We start from the raw sequence: 26,406 nt of genomic DNA on the forward strand, positions 1-26,406 counted from the left end.
ACGAGTTGCAGACGGTTCACAGTTTTCCGCATCGCGTACGCACCATCGAGAACCTCTGGATTCCCCTTCCGGACGGCACGCGGCTGGCCGCCCGGGCCTGGATCCCGGAGGACGCCGACGATCACCCGGTGCCGGCCATCGTGGAATACATCCCGTACCGCAAGCGGGAGTTCACGCGCCTGCGCGACGATGTCATGCACGGCTGGTTCGCGGGCCACGGCTATGCCTGCCTGCGGGTGGATCTGCGCGGCAGCGGCGAGTCCGACGGCCTGCTCACCGACGAGTACCTGCCGCGGGAGCTCGACGACGGCGAGGCCGTTCTCGCCTGGATCGCCGAGCAGCCCTGGTGCAACGGGCGCACCGGCATGATCGGCATCTCCTGGGGCGGCTTCAACGGCCTGCAGCTGGCGGCCCGGCAGCCGGCTTCGCTGAAGGCCATCATCACCGCCTGCTCCACCGACGATCGCTACACCGACGATATCCACTACATGGGCGGCTGCCTGCTGGGGGACAACCTCTCCTGGGCCTCCACCATGTACAGCCACACGGCACTGCCGCCGGACCCGGCCATTGTCGGCGACCGCTGGCGGGAGATGTGGCACGCGCGCATGGAAGGCAGCGGCTTCTGGCTGGAGCAGTGGCTGCGCCACCAGCACCGCGACGAGTACTGGCGTCACGGCTCCATCAATGAGAACTACGACCGGGTGCAGATCCCGGTCATGGCCATCTCCGGATGGGCGGACGGCTATTCCAACGCCGTGTTCCGCCTGCTGGAGAACCTGTCCGGGCCCCGCATGGGCCTCATCGGCCCGTGGGGGCACAAGTACCCTCACCAGGGCCGGCCCGGGCCCACCATCGACTTCCTGAGCGAGGCCGTGCGCTGGTGGGATCGCTGGCTCAAGGACACCGCCTCCGGCATCGACGCCGAGCCCATGCTGCGGGCCTGGATGCAGGACAGCGCACCGCCGGAGCCCAACCTGCGCACCCGCCCCGGCCGCTGGGTGGGGGAGAACGCCTGGCCGTCGCCGCGCATCGAGCATGTCTCCCACCCGCTGCTGCGCGGCCGGGTGGGCGGCCCCGGCGCGCCCGAGGGCAGCGGCCATCTGGAGGTGCAGTCGCCCCTGTCCGTGGGGCTGTTCGCCGGCCGCTGGGCCTCGTTCACCGCCACGCCGGACCTGCCCCATGACCAGCGGGAGGAGGACGGCGGCTCGCTGGTGTTCGACAGCGAGCCGCTGACCTCGCCGGTGGAGATCCTCGGGGCCCCGATGGTGCGGCTGCGCCTGGCGGTGGATCAGCCGGTGGCCATGGTGGCGGTGCGCCTGTCCGACGTGGCCGAGAACCAGGAGGCGACCCGGGTCACCTACGGCCTGCTGAATCTCACCCATCGCAACGGTCACGGCCAGCCCGAGCCGCTGGAGCCCGGCACGTTCTACACCGTCCGCATCCAGCTCAACGATATCGCCCAGCGGTTCCCGGTGGGCCACCGGCTGCGCGTGTCGCTGTCGACCTCCTACTGGCCCCTGGCCTGGCCGGCGCCGCGGCCGGTCAAGCTGACCGTGGACACCGCCGAGAGCCGCCTAGAGCTGCCCATCCGACGCGGCGGCGAGGCGGACGATGCCGCCCTGCGCGACCCCGGTCCCGCCCGGGGCGCGCCGGAATCGGAGACGGAGCTCCTGCAGCCGCGGGACTACGGCTGGACGGTGCTGCGCGACCTCGCCGCGGACCGTTCCACGCTGGAGGTCAAGAAGGACGAGGGCGCCTTCCGCATCAGCGCCCTGGAGCTGGACATGCGCATCCGCACCATCGAGTGGTACAGCCACCAGGGCAACGACTACGGCTCCGTGCGCGGCGAGACCCGCAGCGAGCGCGGCCTGACCCGCGGCGACTGGGCAGTCCACGTGCACACGCGCACCGTGCTCACCTCCGATGCCACCCACTTCCACCTGCGCGCCGAGCTGGATGGCTACGAGGGGGACCGGCGCGTTCATTCCCACAACATCGAGCGGTCCATACCGCGGGATCTGGTCTAGATGACGAACAGGACTCTCACCATCGGCGTACTCAGCGGCGACCCGGACCTGCCGTACAGCTACGGGGTCGACGGGCGCTTCGGACCGGAGGACATGGAGGCCGTGCGGCAGGCCGTGGCCGCCGTGGACGGCCTGGATGGCTACCGGGCGGTGCAGCTCAGCGATCACGCGTCGTTGCTGGACGGCCTCCGGCGGGAGCCGCCGGACCTGGCGCTGAACTTCTGCGATACCGGCTACCGCAACCTGCTGACCAACGAACGCAACGTGCCGGCGCTGCTGGAGCTCCTGGAGATCCCGTACACGGGCGCCGATCCCGGATGCATGAGCCTGTGCGGCGACAAGGCGCTGGTCCGCCTGCTGGCGGCGAGCCACGGCATTCCGGTGCCCAGCGAGACGGTGGTCGACCTCCGGGCCGACCCCCTGGTGCTGCCGGAGCTCTATCCGGCCATGATCAAGCCCAACGAGGGCTGCGGCAGTCTCGGGGTGACCCCCGATTCCGTGGTTCACGACGCCGCCGCCGCCGACGCCTGCCTGCGGCAGCTGGCCGCGGACAGCCCGGCGACCCATCCGCGGGCGCTGATCCAGGACTTTCTCACCGGGCCGGAATACACCCTCGGGCTGGTGGGCAACCCGGGGGCGGGCTTCACGGTCCTGCCGGTGCTCGAGATCGACTACAGCCGCCTGGACCCGGAGCTGCCGCCCATTCTCTCCTACGGCTCCAAGGCGGACCCGGACTCGCCCTACTGGCAGGCCCTGCAGTTCCGCCGGGCGGAGCTGGACACGGCCACCGAGGCGGCAATGGTGGAGCAGGCGACCTGGCTGTTCGAGCGGCTGGGCTTCCGCGACTACGCCCGTGTCGATTTCCGTGCCGGCGCCGACGGCGTTCCGCGGCTGCTGGATGCCAACTTCAACCCCACCTGGAGCCATGACGGCAAGATGGCGATCATGGCCGGCTGGGCGGGCTACGGCTACGGCGATTTGCTGGGCATGATCCTGGCCGCGGCACGGCAGCGGTACGGGCTGTAGGAACCCCGTAGGAGCGACGTGAGTCGCGACATTCCAGAGAACCGGAGGGCACTGCAAGGTCGCGGCTGAAGCCGCTCCTACGCGGCTCCGGTGACGCCAGGTGCAGGATGCTGTGGGAGGGGCTTCAGCCCCGACCGGCAGAGGCGCGGCAGCGGCACGGGCTCTAGTGGCAGCCGTAGGAGCAACGTCAGTCGCGACATTCCAGAGAACCGGAGGCACTGCAAGGTCGCGGCTGAAGCCGCTCCTGCACGGCTCCGGTAACGCCAGGTGCAGGATGCTGTGGGAGGGGCTTCAGCCCCGATCGGCAGAGGCGCGGCAGCGGCACGGGCTCTAGTGGCAGCCGTAGGAGCGACGTGAGTCGCGACGTTCCAGGGAACCTGACGCTCTGCAACGGTCGCGACTGACGTCGCTCCTACGGCGAACGGGCGGCCCCCGCTACAGGAACGCGCGCGGGATCACCTCGTCCCACTCCCGCCGCCTGACCCGCTCCTGGCCCTCGTAGGCGTCCAGGGTCGCCTGCACGCGGAAGTTGTCCCGGTCCGACGACACGGCCGTGCGGGCCTCGATGCGCACGGACCAGTCATCGCGGCGGAAGACCGTCTTCTGCTCCACCTCGGCCCGCGCCGAGTTGGGGTCGTCCTCGCCGATGCGGAAGGTGCGGCGCAGCGTGTAGCCGATGGTCAGGTCGATGTCCTCGATCCGCGCCAGCGCCGCACCGCCGAAATCGCCGCCGTCGCCGAAGGCGGTGTAGACCATCTCGTCGGTGGTCAGGTCCATCTCCACCAGGCGCTGGGACTGGGCCCACTCCAGGGGCGTGAGATCGGACACGGGCCCTCGCTCCGGCGCCGCGAAGGGCGCCAGCTCGGCATCGGCGTCGCGCGGCGGCCGCACGGGAAGGTCCAGGGTGCTGACACCGGTGTGCACGGTGAGCTCCACCGGCTCCGGCGGGGGCCAGAGAATGGGCCAGTAGGTGGTGGAAATCGCCACCCGCACGGTGTGGCCCGCGGGGAAGGCGTAGCCGATGTCGTTGAGGCGCACGGGCACGCTGTAGCGCACGCCGGGTTCCAGCGCCTCCGGCTGCTCGTGGCTGTTGCGGTGGGTGAGATTGAGCACGCCGTAGCTCACCCGGCTGGAGCTGCCGTCCGGGGCGACGTCGTTGAGCCGCACGATGACGTGGGCCACCGGCGCATCCGCCGACAGATCCAGGGTCACCACCGGCGCCCCCAGGATCTCCATGCGCTCCGGCAGCGGGTCCGAGTCGAACACCAGCGACTTACCGTCGTCGGCGCGCTGGTCCAGCGGCGCGTCGCCGTGGGCGCCGAAGCCGTAGAAGTCGCCGCCGCGCAGGCCGGTGGTCTGGGGCGAGCGCACGCGCACGGCGTCCTCGGCGTCGGGCTTGTCGCCCAGGGAGAGCACGTTCAGGTGCCAGCGCCGCTGGTGGATCCGCGTGGACGGCCAGGCGTCCTCGGCGACCCAGCGGCCCGGGCGCTCGGGGTGATACGGCGCCGGCGGCAGCCAGTCCTCCATCCACACGCGGATGCGGGGCTCGTCCATGATGCCGGTGTCGATGCCCTTGAGCCAGTAGTCCCACCAGCGCACCGCCTCCTGGAAGAAGCCGATCTGCGGCCCGGGCTCGGCCGCATGGGGAAAGGCGTGGGGCCAGGGGCCGATGAGGGCCTTGCGCGGCGCGCTGAGCCCCTCCATGAGCCGCGGGATGGCATTGACATAGCCGTCCGCCCAGCCGCCGACGGCATAGACGGCACACTGGATGGCCTCGTAGTCCTCGCACACGGACCCGTGCTTCCAGTAGTCGTCCCGGGTGGGATGGCGCATCCACAGGTCCGGGAACAGACGGTTGTTGTCGATGCGCGCCAGCCACTGATCGCGCCAGCCGGGACCGGAGATCTCCGGGTCCGGCGGGCAGGCGTTCAGGGAGAAGAACGCCGAGCCCCAGGCCAGGTTCTCGTTGAGCAGGCACCCGCCCTTGTAATGGGCATCGTCGGCGTAGCGGTCGTCGGTGGAGCACATGGTGATGATGGCCTTGAGCGCCGGCGGCCGGCGCGCGGCCACCTGCAGGGAGTTGAAGCCGCTCCACGACAGGCCGATCATGCCCACGTTGCCGTCGCACCACGGCTGCCGGGTGAGCCAGTCGATGGCGTCCACGGCGTCGTCCTGCTCCTGGACCAGGTACTCGTCCCGGAGAATGCCCTCGGAGTCGCCGGTGCCGCGCACGTCCAGGCGCACCCCGATGTAGCCGTGGCCGGCGAAGTAGTGGTGCAGGGGCTCGTCCCGCAGGCGCGTGAAGTCGCGCTTGCGGTAGGGCATGTACTCCAGCACCGCCGGCACCGGATGGGCCTCCGCGTCCGCGGGCATCCAGATGCGCGCGGCCAGGTGGACGCCGTCGCGCATGGGAATCCAGACGTTCTCGATGACCTCCACGTCCTCGCGGAACGAGTCCACTACCTTCATTGCTCACCTTCCCGGAAATGCTGCCTTGGCGGAACCGGACCCCGCCGGGACATCCCGGGGAGCCCACGGCAGCGACTGTCTGACAACGGAGCGGGCCGGCTCACGCCTCGCTCTTGAGCAGGCTCAGCGACTCGCGGTCCATGTCGAGCAGACGCTCGGTGGTCTTCACCAGGGTGCGCGCCGTCTTGTAGGTGGCCTCCAGCGAGATGGACTCGTTGGGCGCATGGGCCAGATCGATCTCGCCGGGGCCGTAGACCACCGTGGGCACACCCGCCAGCCGGACCCAGCCGGACATGTCGCAACCGTACGGCGCGGCGGCGATGCCGGGGCTCGCGCGGAACTCCTCCTCGGCGGACTCGGCCAGTGCGGCAACCAGGGGATGGTCCTCGCGGGTCTGGGCCGAGCCGAAGCCGGACGCCAGCCGGGTGATGACGGGGGGATTGTCCCGCAGCCAGGGGTCGTCCTTGATGTACTCCATGATGGTGTTGCGGAAGCGCTCCTCGGCCTGGTCGATGGTCTCGTCCAGGGCCACGCCCACGCGCACCTGGGCCTCCAGCTGGTCCATGACGCTGGACGACCACAGCCCCCCGTGGATGGTGCCCACGTTGGTGGCGTAGGGCAGCGGATGGACTTTCATGAGCGGATGATTCTCGCGCTCGTTGAGCGCCCGCTCGTCTTCGCGCATGGCCTGGTAGATGGTCAGGAAATGATCCAGGGCGCTCTCGCCCTGGAGCCGCTTGCTGGCGTGGGCCGACTTGCCGGGCACCTTGATCTTCAGCGACATGGCGCCGGCGTGGGCGACGACCAGTTCCGGGACACCGCTGGCCCCGGTGGTGGGCTCGGGAATGATGCAGGCGTCCGCCTGCCAGCCGCCGCGGATGGCCGCCAGCGTCCCCAGCCCGCTGTCCTCCTCGGCGGGCACGGCGGCCAGGATGATCCGCCCGGGGAAGTTCCGCCCGCTCTCGGCGAACGCCTCGAAACAGGCCATGGCCGCGACCATGCCGCCCTTCATGTCCGAGGCTCCGCAGCCGTACACGCGGTCGCCCCGGGTGACGCCGGAGAACGGCTCGTCGCGCCAGCGCGAGTAGTCGCCGGGGGGCACAACGTCCACGTGCCCGGTCAGCAGGACCGTCGGCCCGGGCTGCTCACCGCGCAGCACGCCCACAACCACCGGGGCCCAGGCGCGCTCGACCTCGTGGCCCGGATAGCGGGGATCACGCTGCAGGGCGGCGATGCCGTCGTTCCAGTAGTCGATCTCGGCGTCGAACTGCTGCATCCACGTGGCGATGTGCGACACCACCGCGTCCTCCTCGCCGGTCACGGACGGGATGCGGATCAGCGAGACCAGTCGATCCCGGATGCGGTCGATATCAACATACGAGGTTCGTCGTGCCATGACTCGCTTTCCTCGGCTGCCTGCGGGCGGTGTGGCCCGGTTCCCCCAATATGACGCCTTCAGCATCCGATGTCATGTGCCACCGGGGAATGTATCCTTGCGGACATGCATGACATGGATCCCCGCGAGGCCCCACCCCGGCCGGTGATCACCGGCCATGGGCTGACGCTGCGCCCCACCACGCCCGCGGACTGCGCGTTCGTCGTCGCGGTGGAGCGCCACCCGGACAACGCCGCCCACGTGGAGCACTGGAGCGAGCGGCAGCACCGCCGCTCCCTGGAGCGGCCGGGCTCGGTTCACTGGATCATCGAGAGCCGCGGACACGCGGTGGGCTACGCCCTGCTGGAGGACGCCGACGACCCCAACGAGAGCCTCCTGCTGCGCCGCATCGCGCTGTTCAGCAAGGGCCGGGGGCACGGCCGCGCCGGCGTCCTGCTGGTGGCGCGCTACTGCTTCGACGTGCTGGGCTTCCACCGCCTGTGGCTGAACGTCGCCCGGGACAACCGCCGCGCCTACAACCTCTACCGCCGCATCGGCTTCGTCGAGGAGGGTATCGCCCGCGAGAGCGTCAAGAAGGGCGAGCGCTTCGTGTCCATGTGCGTGATGTCCCTTTTGGAGCCGGAATACCGGGCCCTGCCGCGTCGGTAACGGCAGGTGTAGGAGCGGCTTCAGCCGCGACTTTCCAGAGAACCTAATGCCCTGGAAGGTCGCGGCCGAGGCCGCTCCTACGGCCCTATGGATCGCGCCTCGGTCCCGTCAACCGACACCGGCGCACCGGCACCGGCAACTGCAAACCGAAAACTGAACACTGAAAACTTTTAACTATAGTTCGTCGGCACCACGTCGGCGAACTGGAAGTCGAGGATTTCCATGATGTTGCGGAACTTCTCGTGGAGCTCTTCCTCGGTATCAGCGCCCATGAAGAGATCGGCGATCTCGAAGCTGTAGCTGTCCTGGGCGCGCAGATCCGACAGGCGCATGCCCTCTTCCACGCCGACGTTGACGATGAGCTCGGGATGCTGCTTGTGCAGGGCCTCGATCTCCTCGGGCGGCGGCACCCGGGTGACCACCGTGTCGCCGAACACCCGCGGCATGAACTTGCCCGCCATGCGGAAACGCCCCTCCTTGCGCGGGAAATCCGGGCGGCGGCCCAGGGCGATATCGATGGCCACCTCGTGATGGGAGGCGCCGGTGGCGATCTGGAAGATGGGGCAGTGGGACTTGGAGATGCGCGGATTGATCTCCAGCAGCCAGAGCTTGTCCGTGGCCTCGTCCCAGAAGAACTCCATGTTGAACGGAGTGTGATCCATGCCGATGTGATCGAGGATCTTCTCCGCGTTCGCGACCATGCGGTTCTGCACGCCGTCGGGCAGGTGCGACGGGTACTGGTAGCTGAAGAAACTCACCTGGTTGGAGGCGCGCAGGGAGTCGATGATGGCGTAGACCACCACCTCGCCGTTGTAGACGTAGCCTTCCAGCGTGCACAGCCGTCCGCTGATCAGCCCCTCGGCGATGCAGGTGGCGCCGCTGCCGCGATCCGGCAGGGCCTGGCGGTTGTTGCAGTACTGCAGGATGTTGTCGAAGGGCTCGGCGAAGACGTGGATCTTGTCCCGGATCGTCGCCATGGCCTTGAGGTACTGCTCCTCGTTCTCGATGCGGAAGCCGAGATAGGAGGAGAACGCCACGCAGGGCTTGAGCCAGAACGGGTACGCCATGTCCAGGTCACCCAGCGGGTCGTCGCTGTAGGGGTCCAGGCCCTGGAAGTCCGGGGTGCACTCCGGCAGCGCCTGCTCCCCGGCGAGACGGTTCCAGTACTTGCTCTCGCAGTACAGCACGCTCTCCAGGGTCGGTGTCGGCAGCCCCCATTCCCGCCGCAGGATCGGCAGCATGGACGTCGTCGGAAAGTCCCAGTGGCCGATGATGCCGTCCACAGCGGGAGCGTTGTTCAGCGTCTCCCGGGCCTCGGCCATGATGGCGTCCATGGGGTAGGACGGCGGGTTGACCATGGTGTCGTAGTCCACCAGCCCGTGGAACGTGTACTCGCCGGCGTTGTGGACCGTCTTGAGCTCACCGAGATTGAAGTCGTCCAGGCCGATCACGAAGATGTGCTTGGTCATGCTGGCTGGCTCCCGACGCTTGCGGTTGCCCGGAGGCGCCCGAATGGATTTCGCTGTCCCAGCATACATTCATCCGGGGCGGTTACCAGAACGTGTCGTACACCGAAGGGCGCGCAACAAGTCGACAGAACGCCCCAGTTGCGGTAGCGTCCTCCATCAACAAGAGGGCATCGCGGGCTACTCCCGTGGAACGCCGACGCCCCATAACGACAAACCGGGTACGGAGCGCTCAACCCTATGCACGATGCATCCCGCGCGTCGGGGATGGGATCACCGGATCAATCGAATCGTGACACGGCGTCCGGCACCGATTTCGACGCCGACGAGCTCGATGCGCTGCTCGCCGACACCAGCGAGCGCGTCCTGGTTGTCGACGCAGCAGGGCACATCCGCAAGTACCGCCCCGGGGATGACGCACCTGCCCCCGCCACGGACACCGCCGTCCCCCTCGCGGACCGGCAGCAGCTCGTCGACGCCATCGCCACCTGCCTGCAGCACGGAACCCCCGGGCAGGTCGACTATCGCGTGCAGCACGCCGCGGGACAGCGCCGCATGACCGCCCGCCTGCGCCGCATCGATGCGGATCGCGCCCTGATGACCATCGGCGAGGCCGCGAATCACGGCTCCGCCCAGGCGGCGCTGGCGACGCGCTACGCCGTGGAGCGCCTCATCGGCCGGGTCTCCGGCGAGTTCATCAACGTCGCCCCGGACCGCATCGATGCCGCCGTGGATGCCGCCCTCGCCCAGGCCGCCCGGTACTGCGGTGCCGACCGCGCCTATCTGTACGAGCTCGCCGAGGGGCATCAGCAACTCCTCTACACCCACGGCTGGCGCCGCAAGGGGGCGAGCCAGGGAGGCCGCCCGCTGCAACGGCTCGCGGTGCAGGACATCCCCTGGTTCATGGACGCGCTGCGCCAGGGACGGACGCTGCGCATCGACGATCCGGACTCGCTGCCCGGGGCCGCGGACGCCGAGAAGCGCATGCTGGCCGATCGGCAGGTGCAGTCGGCTCTCCTGGTGCCCGTCGTCTACTCCGGGCAGCTCCAGGGCATGCTCGGCTTCGACACCGTCCGCGAGCCGTTGCAATGGCCGGCGGATACGCTGCACCTGGCCGGCCGGGTCGGCGAGCTCATGGCCAGCGCCCTGCAGCGCAAGCTGTCCGAGCAGCGGATCTTCCGGCTGGCCTACTACGACCAGCTGACCGGGCTTCCCAATCGCCTGCTGCTGCGCAGCCATCTGCACACCCTGCTGCGCCATCGGCGCCGCCCCTTCGCCCTGGTCCTCATCGATCTGGACGACGCCAGCACCCTCAACGATCTCATGGGTCATGACGTGGGCGATCTGCTGCTGCAGAGCATCAGCGCGCGCCTGCAGGAGCTGGTCGGCGACGGCGAGATCCTGGCCCGCTGGGGCGGCGACGCGTTCATGCTGACGCTGCCCCTGGAGGAAGACGAGCGCGAGCACACGGCCGCGGCGCTCGCTGCCATTCGCCGGGCCCTGACCGCGCCCGTACGGGTCGACCACAGCGAGCTGCGCGTGTCGTGCTGCATGGGCATGGCCCGCCACCCCCGGGATACCAGCAGCGTCGACGAGATGATCCGGTTCGCCGAGCTGGCACTGGGGCAGGCGAAACAGCAGGGCCGGGATTCGCTGGTCGTGTTCACCACGGAGATGCAGCAGCGGGCCGCGCAGCGGTCACGGATGGAGCATCGCCTGCGGCGGGCGGTGGAGACCGAGGCCTTCGACCTGCACTATCAACCCCAGGTCTGCATGCGCTCGGGCCGGCTGCTGGGCGTGGAAGCCCTGATTCGCTGGCACGATGCCGAGCTCGGCCATGTCGCCCCGGACCGCTTCATCGAGCTCGCCGAGGACACGGGCCTGATTCTGCCCATCGGCGAGTGGCTGGCACGGCGCGCCTGTGCGGAGCTGGCGCGCTGGCACCACCAGGGACTGGACGTTCCGCAGGTGGCCATCAACATCTCCGGCCAGCAGCTGCTGGGCGATCACCTTCCGGCCGTTCTGGAAGAGGAGCTGCGTCGCCACCGGCTCGCGCCCGGCGCGCTGGAGCTGGAGATCACCGAGAGCGCGCTCATGGACCGCGACGACGGGGCCGTGGCGCTGCTGCACCAGCTGCGCGCCCTGGGCGTCGGCATCGCCGTGGACGACTTCGGCACCGGCTATTCCTCGCTCAGCCAGATCAAGCATCTTCCGGTATCCAAGCTCAAGATCGATCGTTCCTTCATCCAGGATCTCCTCCGGGATGCCGACGATCGCGCCATCGTCACGGCCATTATCGCCATGGCGCACCAGCTCGGCCTGCCGGTGGTCGCCGAGGGCGTCGAGAGCCGCGAGCAGCTCCGGTTCCTGCAGGAACAGGGATGCGACATGGTCCAGGGCCATCTGCACGGCGCAGCGGATACCGCCGCGGTTCTGGAGCAGCGGCTGCGCGACGCCGCCGGAGAGAAGTGCTCCTGACCTTGAGGCCTTGTCGGGTCTCAGGGCACCAGGATCACGGACTCCGGCAGGCGCACCTCCATGGCCACGGGCAGGTGATCGGAGACCGGGTAGTCCACCACCTCGGCCCGTTCCACGGTCAGCGATGACGACACCAGGATGTGATCCAGCGGCCGCATGGGACGCCAGCTCGGATACGTCGGCCGCGTCAGCGCGGGCTCGCTGAGGCTGGTCCGGTCCAGAAGGGCCCGGATTTCCGGGCTGTCCGCGGTGCAGTTGAGATCCCCCATGACCACCACGTGCTCCAGGGGAGCGATCAGGTCGGCGACGTATCCGAGCTGCCGCATGCGGGTGCGCGGCCCCAGGGCCAGGTGCAGGAGGATGACGTGCAGGGGCTCGCCGGGGCCGCCGAAGGTCATGTGCAGCGCACCGCGCCCCGGGATCATGCCCGGCAGCGCGTGCTCGCGGATCGCCAGCGGCCGGAATCGGCTCAACATGCCGTTGCTGTGGCGGGCGATGCGCCCGATACGGCGATTGGTCTGATCGTGCCAGTACGGGAAGCCGCCGGCGCGGCTGACGAACTCCGTCTGGTTGACGAAGCCGCTGCGGAGGCTGCCGCCGTCGACTTCCTGCAATCCGACGAGATCGTAGGGCCGGGTCAGGCGCGCCACGCGCTCCAGGGTTCGCGGACGATCGGCGTGCGGGAACAGGTGCTGCCAGCTGCGGGTCAGGTAGTGCCCGTAGTGGCTGCTCTGGATGCCGGTCTGGATGTTGTAGCTGAGCAGGCGCAACCGGCCCGGCACGTCGCCGGCTGCGGCAGTCTGCTCCCTGGCCTCCGGTGCGGCGTCGTCAGTCACTGGGCGTCATCGTATTCCCGATCCACCAGGTACCGGATCACCTCCGTCATGCGCTGCTGGCCTCCGGCCTGGCGGACGTCCACCACATACTTGCCGGCAACCGCCACGGTGGGCGTGCTCCGCACGCCGTAGGTCCGGGCGACGCGCTGGGCGCGGCGCATGCTCGCATCCACGGTAAACGAATCCCAGGCCTCCTTGAACGCCTCGGGGTCCACGCCCTGCTCGGCCACCACGTCGGCGACGGCATCGACGGATTGCAGGCGGCGCCCCTCGTCGTGGATCGCCCGGAACAGGGCATCGTGCGTCGCCTCGACGGCGTCCAGCGCGGCGGTGGCGTGATAGGCGCGCGCCACCGGCTCCCAGCTGCGGTTGAACACCACCGGCGTACGCACCAGCTCGGCGCGCTCCCCCAGGTCCTCCATGAGCGAATGCATGCGGGGGTTGAAGCTGTTGCAGTGCGGGCAGGCGTAGGAGAAGAACTCGCGCACCTGGACAACTTCTCCGGTATCCATGGATACCGGCTCGTCCAGCTCGCGGTAGTCCTCGCCCGCCTGGAACGACTGCCCCCAGGCCAGGGCGGGAACGACAAGCAGCAGCGTCGCGAGCAGTTTGTGGATGCCTTGCATGGATTGCCTCCGTTGAACCCGTCGGTTGCAGCACGGCACCGGCCCGGCGGCGTTACAGCTCGCCGTAGGAGTGCAGGCCGCTGAGGAAGATATTGACGCCCAGGAAGGTGAACGTCACCACGAACAGCCCGGCCACGGCCCACCACGCCATGGGCGTGCCGCGCCAGCCCTTGCTGAAGCGCAGGTGCAGCCAGGCCGCATAGTTCAGCCAGGTGATCAGGGACCAGGTCTCCTTGGGGTCCCAGCTCCAGTACCCGCCCCAGGCCTCGGCCGCCCAGAGCGCACCGAGGATGGTCGCCACGGTGAAGAAGGCGAACCCGAGGGCCACCGTCTTGTACATGAGGTCGTCCAGCAGCTCGGCCGACGGCAGCCCGTGGCGCTCCCAGCCCCCCGGATTGCGGGCGCGGATGAGATACGCCACCCCCATCATGGCGGAAATGGCGAAGGAGCCATAGCCGATGAAATTGGCGGGCACGTGGATCTTCATCCACCAGCTCTGGAGCGCCGGGATCAAGGGGTCGATGTGATGGGCATCCTGGGCGAAGTGGTACCAGAGCAGGAAGCCGATGGCCGCACTGATCACCAGGCCGACGAAGCCGCCCAGCGCACGCGTGCCGTAGCGGTACTCGTAGTAGAGGTAGATCAGCCCGGTGGTGAAGGCGAACAGGACGAACACCTCGTAGAGGTTCGTCACCGGGATACGGCCCACCTCGGGACCGATCAGGTACGACTCCCACCAGCGCACCAGAAGCCCCACCAGGCCGGCGCCGCAGGCAACCCAGGCGAGCGCCGAGCCCACCTGCTGCGGGAAGGGGGCACGCGCCACGAGACCGCCCAGGTAGGCCAGTGTCGCAGCGGGGAAGAGCGCGCACATCCACATGATGGCGGCCTGGCTGGACAGGAGGTAGTTCAGGAAGAAATCCGTCTCCGCCGCCTCCAGCGCCGGATAGCGGAACACCGCGAACAGCGACGCCGCGGCCACCGCCAGGACGAACACGCGGGCGGGCTTCCACAGCCAGCCCACCAGCAGGACCATGCCGCAGGCCATGTAGAGAATGCCCTGGTTGTAGACATCCATCCACGGCGAGTACTGCACGCTGGCATAGACGGTGCCGGCGATCAGGGCCAGCGCCCAGGCCCAGTCGAACCACGACAGGCGCGCCAGGAAGCTGCGGTCATCGTAGGTGTCCTGCCCCAGGACCTGCTGCGTGCTCATTGTCTCTCTCCGGGTCTCGCTCCGGTTGAATCGGCCGGCCCGTGGGGCCGGAACCGCTGCGCCAGGTCCGCCTGCAGGCGCTCGAACACCCGCGCGAAGCCGATGGGATCGCGATGGCTCGAGCCCGCCAGCAGCACGTGGGCGCCGTTCGCGCCGGGACGGACCCAGCACCACATGCGCCGATGCGCCACGTAGAAGAGCAGGAACACCCCGACGGTGAGCATCAGCGCCCCGGTGTAGACGACATTTTGCCCGGGCGCGCGCGCGATCTGCAGCCCCGTCGCCTGGCGATGATCGAAGTTCGTCAGCTCCAGGAAAACCGGAGCGCCGTAGTCCGCCAGCGCCGTCATCGCCGTGATGGCGTCACGGTAGAAGACAAGATCCTCCTCCGTGGGTTCCGCCGGGTCGCTGCCCTCCCGGGTCAGCACCCGAGCATAAGCCTCCCACAGGGTCCGTTCCAGCACCAAGCGATAGAAGTCCATGAGCCGCTCCGGCGCCTCGCCCGCACGCGCCTCGGCCCGTTGCCGCTGCTGCTCCAGCACGGCATCGAAGCCGGACTCCAGCAGGGTGTCGATCATGCCGTGGGCCTCCCGGGCTACCTGCCGGCGCACCTGCTCCTGCTCCACGCCGATGTCCTGCATGGCCCGGTCCGCCGCCGCAGCCACCGACTCCTCGCCGCGCAGCTGCTCCAGCAAGGCCATGAACCGGTCCAGCTCGCCGTCGGGATCCGCCGGGATGTGGAGATAGCGGAACTCGTCGGCCGGCGAACGGCGCATGCCGCTGAGATAGTACCGACCGCCGTCCATGGCCACCGGCTGCATGTAGTTCCGGTACTCGACGGCCTCACCGGTCTCCCGGCGCAGGCGGAACGTGAAGCTGGGGCCCACGTTGCGCACGTCCCGGTTGTTTACGGCATCGGGGCGCGGATGGATGTTGAATACGCTGAAGTCCGTGACCTCCAGGCGGGGGCCGCTATCGGGCAGAGGGGCCTCGCCGTTGACCCGCGCCTCCATGGTGGCGGGCTCGCCGCCGTCGAGGGGCCACAGGCGCAGGTCCAGCCGCGAGCCGCCGTCGCCGAAATTGGCCTGATAGATGGCGTAGCCGTTGTACTCCAGCGGCTCGTTCACGCGGATGGTCTGCTCGATGGGCTCCTCGAGGCCGGGCGCCTGCAGGACGACGTCGCTCTCGAAGGACTGCGGCTGGCCCGTGTCGTAGTGCTCGATACGGAAGTCCTCCACCTTCAGGCGGAACGGCAGCTCCTGGACCACGTAGCCTTCCCCCATCCGCAGGAACGCGACCCCGGCACTGCCGCCCTCGGGGATGGTGACATTGCCGCGGAAGGCACCGGGCCGCGGCGGCAGCCGGCTGCTCTCGTCCACCTGCGAGACCGGTATATCCCGGGTCTCCACCGTCAGATCGCCGGTCCAGTACTGCCACTGCAGCAGGACGTTGCCGTCGATCAGCCCGCCGACGCAGATGACGACGATCCCCAGGTGGGTGAACACGTAGCCCAGCCGGTTGGCCGCACCACTCATGGCGGCCACCAGCTCGCCGCGCTTCCGGGGCTTGCGGCGCACGCGAAAGCCGTGGCGGCGCAGCGCCGCTTCGGCGGTATCCGCGGCCGCGCCCGGGTCCATGGCCACGTCCCACTCGCTGCGATGGGACAGCGCGCGCAGCGAGCGCTCCTGCTGGTGCTCCCGGAAGCGCGTCATCTCCTTCCACATGAACGGGGTATGGCGCACCAGGCACACGGAGGTGGACACCACCAGGAACGACAGGATGAACAGGAACCAGGGCGCGGAGTAGACGTCGTACAGCCCCAGCGCCTTGTAGACTTCGAACCAGAAGGGGCCGAACTTGAGCAGGTAGTCCGGGTAGGGCTGGCCCTGCTGCAGCACGGTCCCGATCACCGAGGCGACAGCCAGCGCCACCAGCAGGGTGATGGCGAGGTTCATCGACCCCAGGAACGTCAGCAGGATGGATGCCGTGCCCCTGCGCGGTCGCCGCTCCCTGCGTACGGACTGTGCGGCTGTGGCCATACCTCGTGGATCACCCGGTGCCGGGGAACCCGGCTGCTTGAGGCACCCGCCCCGGAGGCGGGTGATGCATGGACTGCTTCACCGGATCACGGCGATTATTGCGCCGGCGGCACGCCCGCGCACCCTGCGGGAGTCAGTCGCGAGCCCTGTAGAGCCCGGAAACGTAGGACGAAACCGCCTGGATCTCCTCGTCGGAGAGCTGCTCGGCCACCGTGCGCATCATGGCGTTGCGATCCGTGTCCCGCTCACCGCTGCGATAGGCGCGCAGCTGTGTCGCGACGTACTGGGCGTGCTGACCGCCGATGCGCGGGAACCCGGCCCCGGGCATGCCGGCGCCGGACGGGCCGTGGCAGGCCATGCAGGCGGCGACGCCCTTGTCCGGCAGCCCGCCGCGATAGATGGTCTCCCCCAGGTCGCGGAGATCCTCGCTGACACTGCCGGAGATGACCGGATCCTGGCTGGCGTAGTAGGCCGCCAGATCCCGCATGTCCTGCTCGTCGAGGTTCGCCACCTGCCCGGCCATCACGGCATTCTGGCGCTCGCCGCTCTTGAACGCCCGGAGCTGCTCGAACAGGTAGCGCTCGCTCTGGCCGGCCAGATTGGGCCATTCGGGGTTGCTGCTCTCGCCTTGCGCGCCGTGACACGCGGCGCAGGAGCCCGACAGCTCCTCACCGCGCGAGACATCGCCGTCGGCATGCAGCAGGGGCGCGGCAACAAGCATCGAACCGGCAATGAGCACCTTGACCCAGTTGTTCATGAACACACTTGCTCCTGGATAGAGGGGATCCCCGGACGCGAGCGCGCGGCACACCCCGTCGCGTGCGGGCGGACAGCAACCCGGAGGAACGGCACCCGGCCCGTGGATAAAACGACTCGAATTTATACCAGCCGGCCCGGTTGCGGTCAATTTGCCGACCGCTAGTGTCCTGTAACCACCGCGGCCCGGACATCTGTACCATGTTCGCCTGAATCCTCCGACGGCGAGAATCGTCATGGCAGATCGCTATGCACGGGCATGGTTCCTGAAAAGCGCCAGCACCCTGGAGCAGCTGCCTCCGGACTCCGGCACGGAAGTAGCGTTCGCCGGGCGCTCGAACGCCGGCAAGTCCAGCGCGCTCAACGCCATCACCGGCCGCAGGCAGCTGGCCCGGATCAGCAAGACCCCGGGGCGCACGCAGCTGATGAACATCTTCCCGCTGGACGAGCGCCGCGCCCTGGTGGACCTCCCCGGCTACGGCTACGCCCGGGTGCCGGCATCGGTGAAGGCCCACTGGGACGAGGTCCTGCCGGCCTACCTGGACCGCCGGCGGGCGCTCCGGGGCCTGATGCTGATCATGGACATCCGCCACCCGCTCAAGGAGTTCGACCGGCAGATGCTGGCCTGGTGCGACCATGCCGGGCTGCCGGTGCACGTGCTGCTGAACAAGGCCGACAAGCTCAAGCACGGTGCCGCGACCCGTACGCTCGCCGACGTCCGCCGCACCCTGGAGGCCGAGTTCCCGGACGCCACGGCCCAGCTGTTCTCGTCGACGCGCCCCGCCGGCGTCGAGGAGGCGCACCAGGTCCTCGACCGGTGGTTCGCGTTCGACGAGGAAGAATGAGACGCCGTATGAGCGGCCGTAGGAGCGACGTCAGTCGCGACGTTCCAGGGCATCCGGTTCCTCTGGAAGGTCGCGGCTGAAGCCGCTCCTACAGCATCCTGCGGCAGGCCTTGCCGGAGCCACGTAGGAGCGGCTTCAGCCGCGACTTTCCAGTGCGTCGGGATCTCCGGAACGTCGCTCCTACGGGTCCTAGGGCCCCTCCGGATCCGTCGCCGCCGCGGAACTTCACCGGTGCCGGCGCGGTCTGACTAAATGCGCCAGTGCCCGGCGCTGCCCGCTCACCCCCCTGTATGCTGAGCGGGCGACACGACCCTCCCCAGGGTCGTCGTTGGCCCCGGTCTTTCCCCCCGAGAGCCGGGGCCTTTTCTTTTGCCGTTTTCAGTTTTCAGTGGAGGTCGTGCCATGCACTGAAACTGCCAACGCTGTATCAATGCGCCTCGTCCCAGTTGCTGCCCACGCCGATGTCCACTTCCAGCGGAACATCCAGGGCGGCGGCATCCACCATGAGCGAGCGCACGTGCTCGCCCACGGTGTCCGTCTCCGAAGCCGGCACCTCGAAGACCAGCTCGTCGTGGACCTGCATCACCATGAGCACGTCCGGCTCGGCCGTCTGCAGCCACTGGTCGACGCGGATCATGGCGCGCTTGATGATGTCCGCGGCCGTGCCCTGCATGGGCGCGTTGATGGCGGTGCGCTCGGCGTACTGGCGGCGCTGGGCGTTGCTGGAGTTGATCTCGGGCAGGTACAGGCGCCGACCGTAGACGGTCTCCACGTAGCCCTGCTCGTGCGCCTGGGCCCGGGTTCGATCCATGTATTCCTTCACCCCCCGGAAGCGGTCGAAATACAGATCGACGTACTCCTGGGCCTGACCCCGCTCGACGCCGATCTGGCGCGCCAGCCCCCAGGCGGACATGCCGTAGATAAGCCCGAAGTTGATGGCCTTGGCCGCCCGGCGCTGCTCGTCGGTGACCCGGTCCGGAGACGCCCCGAAGACCTCGGCCGCCGTGGCCCGGTGGATGTCCAGCCCCTGCTCGAAGGCCTGCCGCAGCCCGCTGTCGCCCGACAGGTGGGCCATGATGCGCAGCTCCACCTGCGAGTAGTCCGCCGCCATGAGCCGGTAGCCCGGGGTGGCGATGAACGCCTTGCGGATCCGCCGCCCCTCCGGGGTGCGCACGGGAATGTTCTGCAGGTTGGGGTCGCTGGAGGACAGCCGCCCGGTGGCCGTCACCGCCTGATGATAGGACGTGTGCACGCGCCCGGTCCGCGGGTCGCACATCTGCGGCAACTTGTCGGTGTAGGTGGACTTGAGCTTGGACAGCCCGCGGTGCTCGATGATCAGCCGCGGCAGCTCGTAGTCCTCGGCCAGCTCCTGGAGCACGGACTCCGCGGTGGACGGCTGCCCCTTGGGCGTCTTCTGCACCACCGGCAGGCCCTGGCGCTCGAACAGGATCTCCTGGATCTGCTTGGGCGATCCCAGGTTGAACGGCCCGCCGGCCGCCCTGTGCGCCGCCGCCTCGACCTCCTGCATGCTCTCGGCCAGCTCGCGGCTCTGGGTCCGCAGCAGATCCCGGTCCACCAGCACGCCGTGGCGCTCCATGCGCGAGAGCACGGGCAGCAGGGGGACCTCGATGTCCTCGTAGACCCGGCGCAGGCTGGGGACCGCCTCCAGCCGCGGCCACAGGACGTCGTGCAGCTGGCGGGTGACGTCCGCGTCCTCGCAGGCATACTCCGTCGCCTCCTCGACGCCCACCTGGTTGAACGTGATCTGCTTCGCGCCCTTGCCGGCAACCTCCTCGAACTTGATGGTACCGCGCCCGAGGTACTTCAGCGCCAGGGAGTCCATATCGTGGCGGGTGGCCGTGCTGTCCAGCACGTAGGACTGCAGCATGGTGTCGTGGCGCACGCCCTGCAGGTGGATGCCGTAGCGGGCGAGGACGCTCATGTCGTACTTGAGGTTCTGCCCGAGCTTGGGCCGCTGCGGGTCCTCCAGCAGGGGCCGGAGGGCCTCGAGGACGGCATCACTGTCGAGCTGATCCGGGGCCCCGGGACCGTCGTGGGCGACGGGGATGTACACGGCCTCGCCCGGGTCCACGGCAAAGGACAGCCCGACGATGCGCGCCTGCATGTAGTCCAGGCTGTCGGTTTCCAGGTCGAAGGCGAACAGCGATGCCTCCCGCAGCCGCGCCAGCCAGCCGTCCAGCTCCGCCTGCGCGGTGATCATGCGGTAGTCGCCGCCGCTGCCGCCGGCGTCGGCGTCGTCGGCATCCGGCGCACCGAGCTGGGACAGCCAGCCGGAGAACTCGTGGCGGCGATAGAGCTCGCGCAGTGCGGCCGTGTCCGGCTCGCCACGGACCAGATCCCCCGGCTTCTGGTCGAGCTCCAGGTCGCACCGGATGGTGGCGAGCTCCCGGGACAGGGCGAGATCGTCCAGGTGCTCGCGCAGGCTCTCGCCCACCTTGCCCTTGATGTCGTCGGCGTGGGCGATGACGCCGTCCAGGTCGCCGTAGGCGTCCAGCCACTTGGCCGCGGTCTTGGGGCCGACCTTGGGAATGCCCGGGATGTTGTCCGAGGTATCCCCCACCAGCGCCAGGTAGTCGATGATCCGCTCGGGGGGCACGCCGAACTTCTCGCCCACTCCGGCCGGGTCCAGGACCGTGCCGCTCATGGTATTGAGCAGGGTGATGCGGTCGCTGACCAGCTGCGCCATGTCCTTGTCGCCGGTGGAGATGACCACGTCCCAGCCGTCCCTCTCGGCCTGCCGGGCGAGCGTGCCGATGGCGTCGTCGGCCTCGACACCGGGGATCTCCACCAGCGGCAGGCCCAGGGCGCCGACAATGTGCTTGAGCGGCTCCACCTGGGGCCGCAGGTCCTCGGGCATGCTCGGGCGGTTGGCCTTGTACTCGGCGAACAGGTCGTCGCGGAAGGTCCGCCCCGGGGCGTCGAAGACCACGCCGATGTGCCGGGGGTCGTACTCGGCCAGGAGCTTGCGCAGCATGTTCACCACGCCGTAGACGGCCCCGGTGGGCTCGCCGGCCGAGTTGCTCAGCGGGGGCAGGGCGTGGAAGGCCCGGTACAGGTACGAGGAACCGTCCACCAGGATCAGATCGGCCATGGTCGTGCTCTCAACCTCCCCCGGGCATGGTCAGAAACGGGCCGAGACGCCCACGTACGGGCCCTCGATGGTCAGGTCCGCGTCCACGTCGTCCAGGTCATCCAGGCGCAGGTTCTGGTGCTTCCAGCCGCCTTCCACGGCCAGGGACCCGGCGCCCAGATCGGTGCGGTAGCCGCCCCGCAGCGTGACATCGGCGATGCGATGGCCGTCGACGGACAGATAGCTGCCTTCGCCGCCGGCGAACAGGCCGGTGCCGGGCAGGCGCGCCTCCACACGGGCATAGAGCAGCGGCAGCGGCGCCGCGAACTCCACCCGCTCGCGGTCGCCGCTCTGCTGCCCTTCCACCTCGGCGTAGCCGTCCACGTACTTGACGTTCACGCCCAGGTCCAGGTCCACCAGGGTGCTCCACGGCGTCCAGTAGAAGATGGCGTCCATCTGGTCCAGCTGCAGCTCGGAGGAGACGTCTTCGTTGACATTGAAGCTGGTGCCCTGGAACTCGAAGCTCCGCGTCACGCGACCGTCCCCGCTCATGCTCACGGGCGTGTACTGGAGCTTGAGCCGGGGCAGCAGCGGTACCGGGTGGCGCAGATCCGCCCAGACGAAGACGTCGGTCTCGGAGTCGAGCTGCAGGCCGTCGTCGACATCGGCCCGGTCGCCGTCGCTCTGGATGTAGCCGTCCGGATTCTGTTTCCAGACCCCGGCGCCGACGCTGATGCCGGTGATATCCGCATGGGCGGCGCCCACCGGCACGGCAGCGACGACGGCGAAAAGCAGCATGGAACGCGAACGCATGGGTCCTCCCGGGCATCATTCCGGGCCGCAACGCGGCCCCTAGTGTCCTGTAACCCAAATTCGTTGGATTTTGCCTGACCTCTGGGCCGCTGAGGCAAGGCCGCCGGCCCGAAGGCGTAGCGCGTCCTACGGCGAGGGCCAGCAACGCCGCCTCAGCGGCCCAGAGGCAGGCCCTGCGGGAGCGTCTGTGCGGCGCCAGGGCTTCGTTGCGCCTCTTGCCAAGGGCGACGGCCATTGCCTGCGAGTCGCGCCTCGCCCTGGCGCCGCACAGACGCTCAAAATCCAACGAATTTGGGTTACAGGACACTAGCGGTTCATGGATGTCATGGATGCGCCGCCTGCGCCATAATGGAGGCCGCACCCCGCTGCGGAACACTCTATACCAGTCGCGGAAGCGGCTGACCATTGCACACCGTACGGCGATCCCGGGACTGTACACGCCCGGGGCGGCCGGGAGCCACTGTTCACGATGTCATCACACGACAAGTTCACGGGCCGCGCGCCCATCAACGATTCACTCATGACCCGCGAGTCCTGGAAGATCTTCCAGGTCATGGCGGAGTTCGTGGAGGGCTTCGAGCGCCTGGCGCAGATCAAGCCCTCCGTCAGCATGTTCGGCTCCGCCCGCACGCCCGCCGATCACCCCTGGTACGAGCTGGCCGAGGAAACCGCCCGCCAGCTCTCCGAGGCCGGCTTCTCCGTGGTCAGCGGCGGCGGCCCCGGCATCATGGAGGCCGCCAACAAGGGCGCCTACCGGGGCAAGGCGCCGAGCATCGGGCTGAACATCCAGCTGCCCGCCGAGCAGGGCGGCAACGACTACCAGGACATCAGCCTGAATTTCCGGCATTTCTTCTCGCGCAAGGTCATGTTCGTCAAGTACGCGTCCGCCTACGTGGTACTGCCCGGCGGCTTCGGCACCCTGGACGAGCTGGCGGAGATCCTGACGCTGGTGCAGACGGGCAAAACCCGGCGCATCCCCATCATCCTGGTGCACGGCACGTTCTGGCAGGGGCTCATCGACTGGTTCCGGGACAAGCTGGTGGGCGAGGGCACCATCAACGCCGAGGACATGGACCTCTTCCGGGTGGTGGAGCACCCCGGCGAGGTGGTCACCGCCATCTTCGACCACTACGAGCACCGCGGCTTCGAGCCGTCGGCGCGGGAGCGGGAGATCCTGCTCGATCTTTAGCCGTCGGCAACTGCGTCGCGCCGGCGGCCGACGGAGCCGCAGGAGCGACGTCAAGAGAGCCAAACACCCTGGAAAATCGCGGCTGAAGCCGCTCCTACACGGCTCCGGCAAGGCTTGCCGCAGGATGCTGTAGGAGCGACGTCAGTCGCGACCGTCGCAGAGCATCTCAAGCGGCCGACAGCGGTCGGGGCTGAAGCCCCTCCCACAGCGCCGCCGCAGAAAACTTTGTCAATATGATGTGGGAGCGGCTTCAGCCGCGACGGTCCAGAGAACCTGATGCTCTGCAACGGTCGCGACTGACGTCGCTCCTACGGCTCTGTCGACCGCTCGGGCGAACAGGCCCAGCGCGGTCACGACAGCTTGGCGTAGGCGGCCACCAGCCACTTGGGGCCGGCCTCGCTGAAGTTCACCTGCACCCGGGCGGAGGGGCCCTGGCCCTCGTACTGGAGCACGATACCGTCGCCGAACTTGGGGTGATGGACCCGCTGGCCCAGGGTGAACGCCGGCGCGCCCGCGCTCTGCTCCTCGGCCAGCGCGGAGCGCACCGCCATCTGCGGCCGGCTGACCTGGCTGCGCGTGCGTACGTGCCGCACGCAGTGCTCGGGCAGCTCGCCGAGAAACCGCGAGGGCGCGCCGTAGGTCTCGGAGCCGTGCAGACGGCGCTTCTCCGCCCAGGTGATCACCGCGTGCTGGCGGGCCCGGGTCAGGCCGACGTAGCACAGCCGCCGTTCCTCCTCCAGCCGGTCCGGGTCGTCGGCGGACATGCGGTGGGGGAACAGCCCCTCCTCCAGCCCGGTCAGGAAGACCACGGGATACTCCAGGCCCTTGGCCGAGTGCAGGGTCATGAGCTGGACGCAGTCCTCCCAGGCATCCGCCTGCCCCTCGCCCGCCTCCAGCGCGGCGTGGGAGAGAAAGGCCGTGAGCACGTCCATGTCGTCGTCGCCCTGCCACTCCTGCTCGAAATGGCGGGCGGCGCTGACCAGCTCGTCCAGGTTCTCCAGGCGCGATTCGCCGCGCTCGCTGGCATCCTTCTGGAAGAGCTCGCGCAGCCCGGAGCCCCGCACCACGACATCGATACGCTCGGCCAGCGGCTGATCGGCCGCCTGACGCGCCAGATCGTCCACCAGCTCCAGGAAGCGATTCACCGAGGTCGCCGCCCGGCCCGGCAGGCTGCCGTCGGCCGCCGCCGCCCGGGCTGCCTGCCAGAGACTCGTGCCCCGCTGCCGGGCCTGCTCGCGCAGGGCGTCCACGGTCTTGCCGCCGATGCCCCGCGCCGGAGTATTCACCACCCGTTCGAAGGAAGGGTCGTCGTCGCGGTTGTCCACCAGGCGCAGGTAGGCCAGGGCGTCCTTGATCTCGGCGCGCTCGAAGAAGCGCAGCCCGCCGTAGACCCGGTACGGCAGCCCGCGCGCCAGCAGCGCCTCCTCGAAGACCCGCGACTGGGCGTTGGAGCGGTAGAGAATGGCCATCTCGCTGCGGGCCATGCCCTGGTCCAGCAGGTCCGCGATGCGCTCGACCACGTAGCGGGCCTCGTCGAGCTCGTTGAACGCGCCGTAGATCGCCACCGGCTCGCCCTCGGCCCCTTCCGTCCACAGGCTCTTGCCCATGCGGCCGCTGTTGTGGGCGATCAGGGTGTTGGCCGCGTCCAGGATCATGCCCGTGGAGCGGTAGTTCTGCTCCAGGCGCATGACGCGCATGTCCGGATAGTCGTCGCTGAGACGGCGCAGGTTCTCCACCCGTGCGCCGCGCCAGCCGTAGATGGACTGGTCGTCGTCGCCCACCACGAACAGGTCGGCGTCGTCGCCGGCGAGCAGCCGCAGCCACGCGTACTGGATGCCGTTGGTGTCCTGGAACTCGTCCACCAGCAGGTGGCGCAGCTGCTCGCGGTAGTGCTGCAGCAGCCCCGGATGATCGCGCAGCAGCTCGAAGCTGCGCAGCAGCAGCTCGGCGAAATCCACCTGGCCGGTGCGGTCGCAGGCGTCCTGGTAGGCGCTGTAGGCGCGCACCAGGCGCTCGGTGTACGGATCCGCTCCCTCGCCGAGATCGCCCGGGCGCTGGCCGTCGTCCTTGCGGGCATTGATGTACCCCTGGACCTGGCGCACCGGCGTGCGGCTCTCGTCCATCTCCAGCGTCCGCATGACACGCTTGACCAGGCGGCGCTGGTCGTCGGCGTCGAGGATCTGGAAGGTCTCCGGCAGGCCGGTCTCCCGCCAGTGACGACGCAGGAGCCGATGGGACAGCCCGTGGAAAGTCCCGGTCCACATGCCGGCGGCGGAGTAGCCCAGCAGGCTCTCGATGCGCCCGCGCATCTCCGCCGCCGCCTTGTTGGTGAAGGTGACCGCCAGGATGCTGTACGGCGGTGCGTTCTCCACGCGCCCGAGCCAGGCGGCCCGGTGCACCAGAACGCGCGTCTTGCCGCTGCCGGCGCCGGCCAGCACCAGGTTGCGCCCCAGCGGCGCGCTCACCGCTTCCCGCTGGGCGTCGTTAAGGGGGTCGAGCAGGTCCGATACGTCCATGGGGGCGCAGTGTAGCAAGTCGATACGGCTGATGGGGCGCTACAGCGACGCCGACAGCTCCCGCACGGCGTCGAGCCCCCGGATCAGCTCCACCAGCGCCCGGACCGTCGGCTCCCGCGCCGAGCCCTTGCGCCACAGGGCGGCGATCCGGCGGCGGGGCTGCGGGTCCCGGAAGCGCCGCAGCACCAGGCCGCCATCCGCTCCCTGCCGGGGGCCGGCGTGGGCCGCCATCTCCGGCAGCAGCGTCAGCCCCGCGCCGCTGACCGCCATCTGCCGCAGCGTCTCCAGGCTCGTGGCGCGGAACTCCCGGGCCTCGCGGGCGCCCACGGTCTGGCAAAGGCTCAGGGCCTGATCCCGGAGGCAGTGCCCCTCCTCGAGCAGCAGCACCCGGGTATCGGTAAGATCGTCCAGGTCGACCACCTCCCGTGCCGCCAGGGGGTGGTCCTCCGGCGCGGCGAGCAGGAACGGCTCGTCGTAGAGCACGCGCTGGGGGAAGGCGTCCGCGCCTTCCACCGGGACCGCGATGATGGCGACGTCCAGCTGGCCCTGGCGCAGCCGCTCGAGGCAGCTGCCGGTGCGCTCCTCGTTGAGCACCGGCCGCAGCCGCGGCATCTGCTCGGTGAGCGCGGCGAACAGGTGGGGCAGCAGGTAGGGCGCCACCGTGGGGATGACCCCCAGGCGCAGATCGCCCGCCAGGGGATCGCTTGCGGCACGGGAGAGCTCGACGATATCGTCCGCGAGGCTCAGCATGCTGCGCGCCCGCTCGGCCACCTCCTGCCCGATCACGGTGAGCAGCACCTGCTTGCTGGAGCGCTCCACCAGCTGCACGCCGAGGAACCCTTCCAGCTTTTTCAGCTGCGCGCTCAGGGTCGGCTGGCTGACATAGCAGGCCTCTGCGGCGCGGCCGAAGTGGCGGTGCTCGGCGACGGCGACCAGGTAGCGGAGATCACGAAGATTCATGGGGTA

At 69.2% G+C, this 26,406-nt stretch carries 18 protein-coding genes; 6 read left to right on the plus strand and 12 right to left on the minus strand.

The features are described 5' to 3' along the window. The first annotated feature begins 5 nt into the window (after positions 1-5). Together QWY84_RS02595 and QWY84_RS02600 are read left to right on the plus strand one after the other, a co-directional pair. Positions 6-2,030 carry a CocE/NonD family hydrolase gene (locus QWY84_RS02595; protein ID WP_290200887.1) on the plus strand — a complete coding sequence of 675 codons (2,025 nt, stop codon included), beginning with the start codon at positions 6-8 and terminating at the stop codon, positions 2,028-2,030. After that, positions 2,031-3,056, plus strand: coding sequence for a D-alanine--D-alanine ligase family protein (locus QWY84_RS02600; protein WP_290200888.1), 1,026 nt, complete (start codon positions 2,031-2,033; stop codon positions 3,054-3,056). 435 nt (positions 3,057-3,491) lie between these two features. Here QWY84_RS02600 and QWY84_RS02605 read toward each other — a convergent pair whose 3' ends face one another. Further along, the gene (locus QWY84_RS02605; RefSeq protein ID WP_290200889.1) at positions 3,492-5,525 is read right to left on the minus strand and encodes a CocE/NonD family hydrolase; all 2,034 of its coding nucleotides are present in this window, start codon (positions 5,523-5,525) and stop codon (positions 3,492-3,494) included. Between the two features lie 100 nt (positions 5,526-5,625). Next, positions 5,626-6,921, minus strand: a complete 1,296-nt coding sequence (locus QWY84_RS02610) for an ArgE/DapE family deacylase (protein WP_290200890.1) — start codon at positions 6,919-6,921, stop codon at positions 5,626-5,628. A gap of 114 nt (positions 6,922-7,035) precedes the next feature. Between QWY84_RS02610 and QWY84_RS02615 the strand changes: the two genes are divergently transcribed. Further along, positions 7,036-7,569 carry a GNAT family N-acetyltransferase gene (locus tag QWY84_RS02615; protein WP_290200891.1) on the plus strand — a complete coding sequence of 178 codons (534 nt, stop codon included), beginning with the start codon at positions 7,036-7,038 and terminating at the stop codon, positions 7,567-7,569. A 170-nt stretch (positions 7,570-7,739) separates the two neighbouring features. On the opposite strand, the gene QWY84_RS02620 is transcribed toward QWY84_RS02615, so the two are convergent. Continuing rightward, positions 7,740-9,038 (minus strand): ATP-grasp domain-containing protein, encoded by a 1,299-nt coding sequence (locus QWY84_RS02620; RefSeq protein ID WP_290200892.1) that lies wholly within the window; start codon positions 9,036-9,038, stop codon positions 7,740-7,742. Positions 9,039-9,275: 237 nt separating this feature from the next. Between QWY84_RS02620 and QWY84_RS02625 the strand changes: the two genes are divergently transcribed. Further along, entirely contained in the window at positions 9,276-11,513 is a 2,238-nt protein-coding gene (locus QWY84_RS02625) for a putative bifunctional diguanylate cyclase/phosphodiesterase (protein ID WP_290200893.1), read from the plus strand. Positions 11,514-11,533: 20 nt separating this feature from the next. Here the strand turns inward: QWY84_RS02625 and QWY84_RS02630 are convergent, their stop codons facing one another. From QWY84_RS02630 to QWY84_RS02650, 5 genes are all read right to left on the minus strand, one after another. Beyond that, positions 11,534-12,349: an endonuclease/exonuclease/phosphatase family protein gene (locus QWY84_RS02630; RefSeq protein ID WP_290200894.1), complete on the minus strand. Its 816-nt coding sequence runs from the start codon at positions 12,347-12,349 to the stop codon at positions 11,534-11,536. Then, complete coding sequence (locus QWY84_RS02635) at positions 12,346-12,975, minus strand: thiol:disulfide interchange protein DsbA/DsbL (RefSeq protein ID WP_290200895.1); 630 nt, start codon at positions 12,973-12,975, stop codon at positions 12,346-12,348. Before QWY84_RS02635 ends, QWY84_RS02630 begins: the two co-directional genes overlap by 4 nt. A 52-nt stretch (positions 12,976-13,027) precedes the next feature. After that, the gene (ccsB, locus tag QWY84_RS02640) at positions 13,028-14,191 is read right to left on the minus strand and encodes a c-type cytochrome biogenesis protein CcsB (protein WP_290200896.1); all 1,164 of its coding nucleotides are present in this window, start codon (positions 14,189-14,191) and stop codon (positions 13,028-13,030) included. Beyond that, complete coding sequence (locus tag QWY84_RS02645; RefSeq protein WP_290200897.1) at positions 14,188-16,230, minus strand: cytochrome c biogenesis protein ResB; 2,043 nt, start codon at positions 16,228-16,230, stop codon at positions 14,188-14,190. Before QWY84_RS02645 ends, ccsB begins: the two co-directional genes overlap by 4 nt. A 133-nt stretch (positions 16,231-16,363) precedes the next feature. Beyond that, a complete protein-coding gene (locus tag QWY84_RS02650) occupies positions 16,364-16,987 on the minus strand; it encodes a c-type cytochrome (protein WP_290200898.1) in 624 nt (207 codons plus the stop codon). Positions 16,988-17,222: 235 nt separating this feature from the next. Between QWY84_RS02650 and yihA the strand changes: the two genes are divergently transcribed. Continuing rightward, positions 17,223-17,831, plus strand: coding sequence for a ribosome biogenesis GTP-binding protein YihA/YsxC (gene yihA / locus QWY84_RS02655; protein ID WP_290200899.1), 609 nt, complete (start codon positions 17,223-17,225; stop codon positions 17,829-17,831). Between the two features lie 427 nt (positions 17,832-18,258). Here yihA and polA read toward each other — a convergent pair whose 3' ends face one another. Then, on the minus strand, positions 18,259-20,943 hold the full coding sequence (polA, locus tag QWY84_RS02660; RefSeq protein WP_290200900.1) for a DNA polymerase I: 2,685 nt from the start codon (positions 20,941-20,943) through the stop codon (positions 18,259-18,261). Positions 20,944-20,973: 30 nt separating this feature from the next. Continuing rightward, positions 20,974-21,735, minus strand: coding sequence for a TIGR04219 family outer membrane beta-barrel protein (locus QWY84_RS02665; protein WP_290200901.1), 762 nt, complete (start codon positions 21,733-21,735; stop codon positions 20,974-20,976). Between the two features lie 469 nt (positions 21,736-22,204). Between QWY84_RS02665 and QWY84_RS02670 the strand changes: the two genes are divergently transcribed. Next, the gene (locus tag QWY84_RS02670) at positions 22,205-22,924 is read left to right on the plus strand and encodes an LOG family protein (protein WP_290200902.1); all 720 of its coding nucleotides are present in this window, start codon (positions 22,205-22,207) and stop codon (positions 22,922-22,924) included. Between the two features lie 350 nt (positions 22,925-23,274). Here the strand turns inward: QWY84_RS02670 and uvrD are convergent, their stop codons facing one another. Both uvrD and QWY84_RS02680 read right to left on the minus strand, forming a co-directional pair. Next, on the minus strand, positions 23,275-25,440 hold the full coding sequence (gene uvrD / locus QWY84_RS02675; RefSeq protein WP_290200903.1) for a DNA helicase II: 2,166 nt from the start codon (positions 25,438-25,440) through the stop codon (positions 23,275-23,277). A gap of 39 nt (positions 25,441-25,479) precedes the next feature. Continuing rightward, on the minus strand, positions 25,480-26,400 hold the full coding sequence (locus QWY84_RS02680; protein WP_290200904.1) for a LysR substrate-binding domain-containing protein: 921 nt from the start codon (positions 26,398-26,400) through the stop codon (positions 25,480-25,482). Positions 26,401-26,406 lie beyond the last annotated feature (6 nt).

It is taken from the genome of Aquisalimonas lutea (assembly GCF_030409225.1).
Classification (GTDB): Bacteria; Pseudomonadota; Gammaproteobacteria; order Nitrococcales; family Aquisalimonadaceae; genus Aquisalimonas; species Aquisalimonas lutea.

What these genes read in the sequence shown, in the direction of transcription:
- QWY84_RS02620 (WP_290200892.1), bottom strand. Translation starts at nt 9,038, where the DNA reads ATGACCAAGCACATCTTCGTGATCGGCCTGGACGACTTCAATCTCGGT.
- QWY84_RS02625 (WP_290200893.1), top strand. Translation starts at nt 9,276, where the DNA reads ATGCACGATGCATCCCGCGCGTCGGGGATGGGATCACCGGATCAATCG.
- QWY84_RS02615 (WP_290200891.1), top strand. Translation starts at nt 7,036, where the DNA reads ATGGATCCCCGCGAGGCCCCACCCCGGCCGGTGATCACCGGCCATGGG.
- QWY84_RS02680 (WP_290200904.1), bottom strand. Translation starts at nt 26,400, where the DNA reads ATGAATCTTCGTGATCTCCGCTACCTGGTCGCCGTCGCCGAGCACCGC.
- yihA (WP_290200899.1), top strand. Translation starts at nt 17,223, where the DNA reads ATGGCAGATCGCTATGCACGGGCATGGTTCCTGAAAAGCGCCAGCACC.
- uvrD (WP_290200903.1), bottom strand. Translation starts at nt 25,440, where the DNA reads ATGGACGTATCGGACCTGCTCGACCCCCTTAACGACGCCCAGCGGGAA.
- QWY84_RS02635 (WP_290200895.1), bottom strand. Translation starts at nt 12,975, where the DNA reads ATGCAAGGCATCCACAAACTGCTCGCGACGCTGCTGCTTGTCGTTCCC.
- ccsB (WP_290200896.1), bottom strand. Translation starts at nt 14,191, where the DNA reads ATGAGCACGCAGCAGGTCCTGGGGCAGGACACCTACGATGACCGCAGC.
- QWY84_RS02610 (WP_290200890.1), bottom strand. Translation starts at nt 6,921, where the DNA reads ATGGCACGACGAACCTCGTATGTTGATATCGACCGCATCCGGGATCGA.
- QWY84_RS02665 (WP_290200901.1), bottom strand. Translation starts at nt 21,735, where the DNA reads ATGCGTTCGCGTTCCATGCTGCTTTTCGCCGTCGTCGCTGCCGTGCCG.
- QWY84_RS02605 (WP_290200889.1), bottom strand. Translation starts at nt 5,525, where the DNA reads ATGAAGGTAGTGGACTCGTTCCGCGAGGACGTGGAGGTCATCGAGAAC.
- polA (WP_290200900.1), bottom strand. Translation starts at nt 20,943, where the DNA reads ATGGCCGATCTGATCCTGGTGGACGGTTCCTCGTACCTGTACCGGGCC.
- QWY84_RS02600 (WP_290200888.1), top strand. Translation starts at nt 2,031, where the DNA reads ATGACGAACAGGACTCTCACCATCGGCGTACTCAGCGGCGACCCGGAC.
- QWY84_RS02670 (WP_290200902.1), top strand. Translation starts at nt 22,205, where the DNA reads ATGTCATCACACGACAAGTTCACGGGCCGCGCGCCCATCAACGATTCA.
- QWY84_RS02645 (WP_290200897.1), bottom strand. Translation starts at nt 16,230, where the DNA reads ATGGCCACAGCCGCACAGTCCGTACGCAGGGAGCGGCGACCGCGCAGG.
- QWY84_RS02650 (WP_290200898.1), bottom strand. Translation starts at nt 16,987, where the DNA reads ATGAACAACTGGGTCAAGGTGCTCATTGCCGGTTCGATGCTTGTTGCC.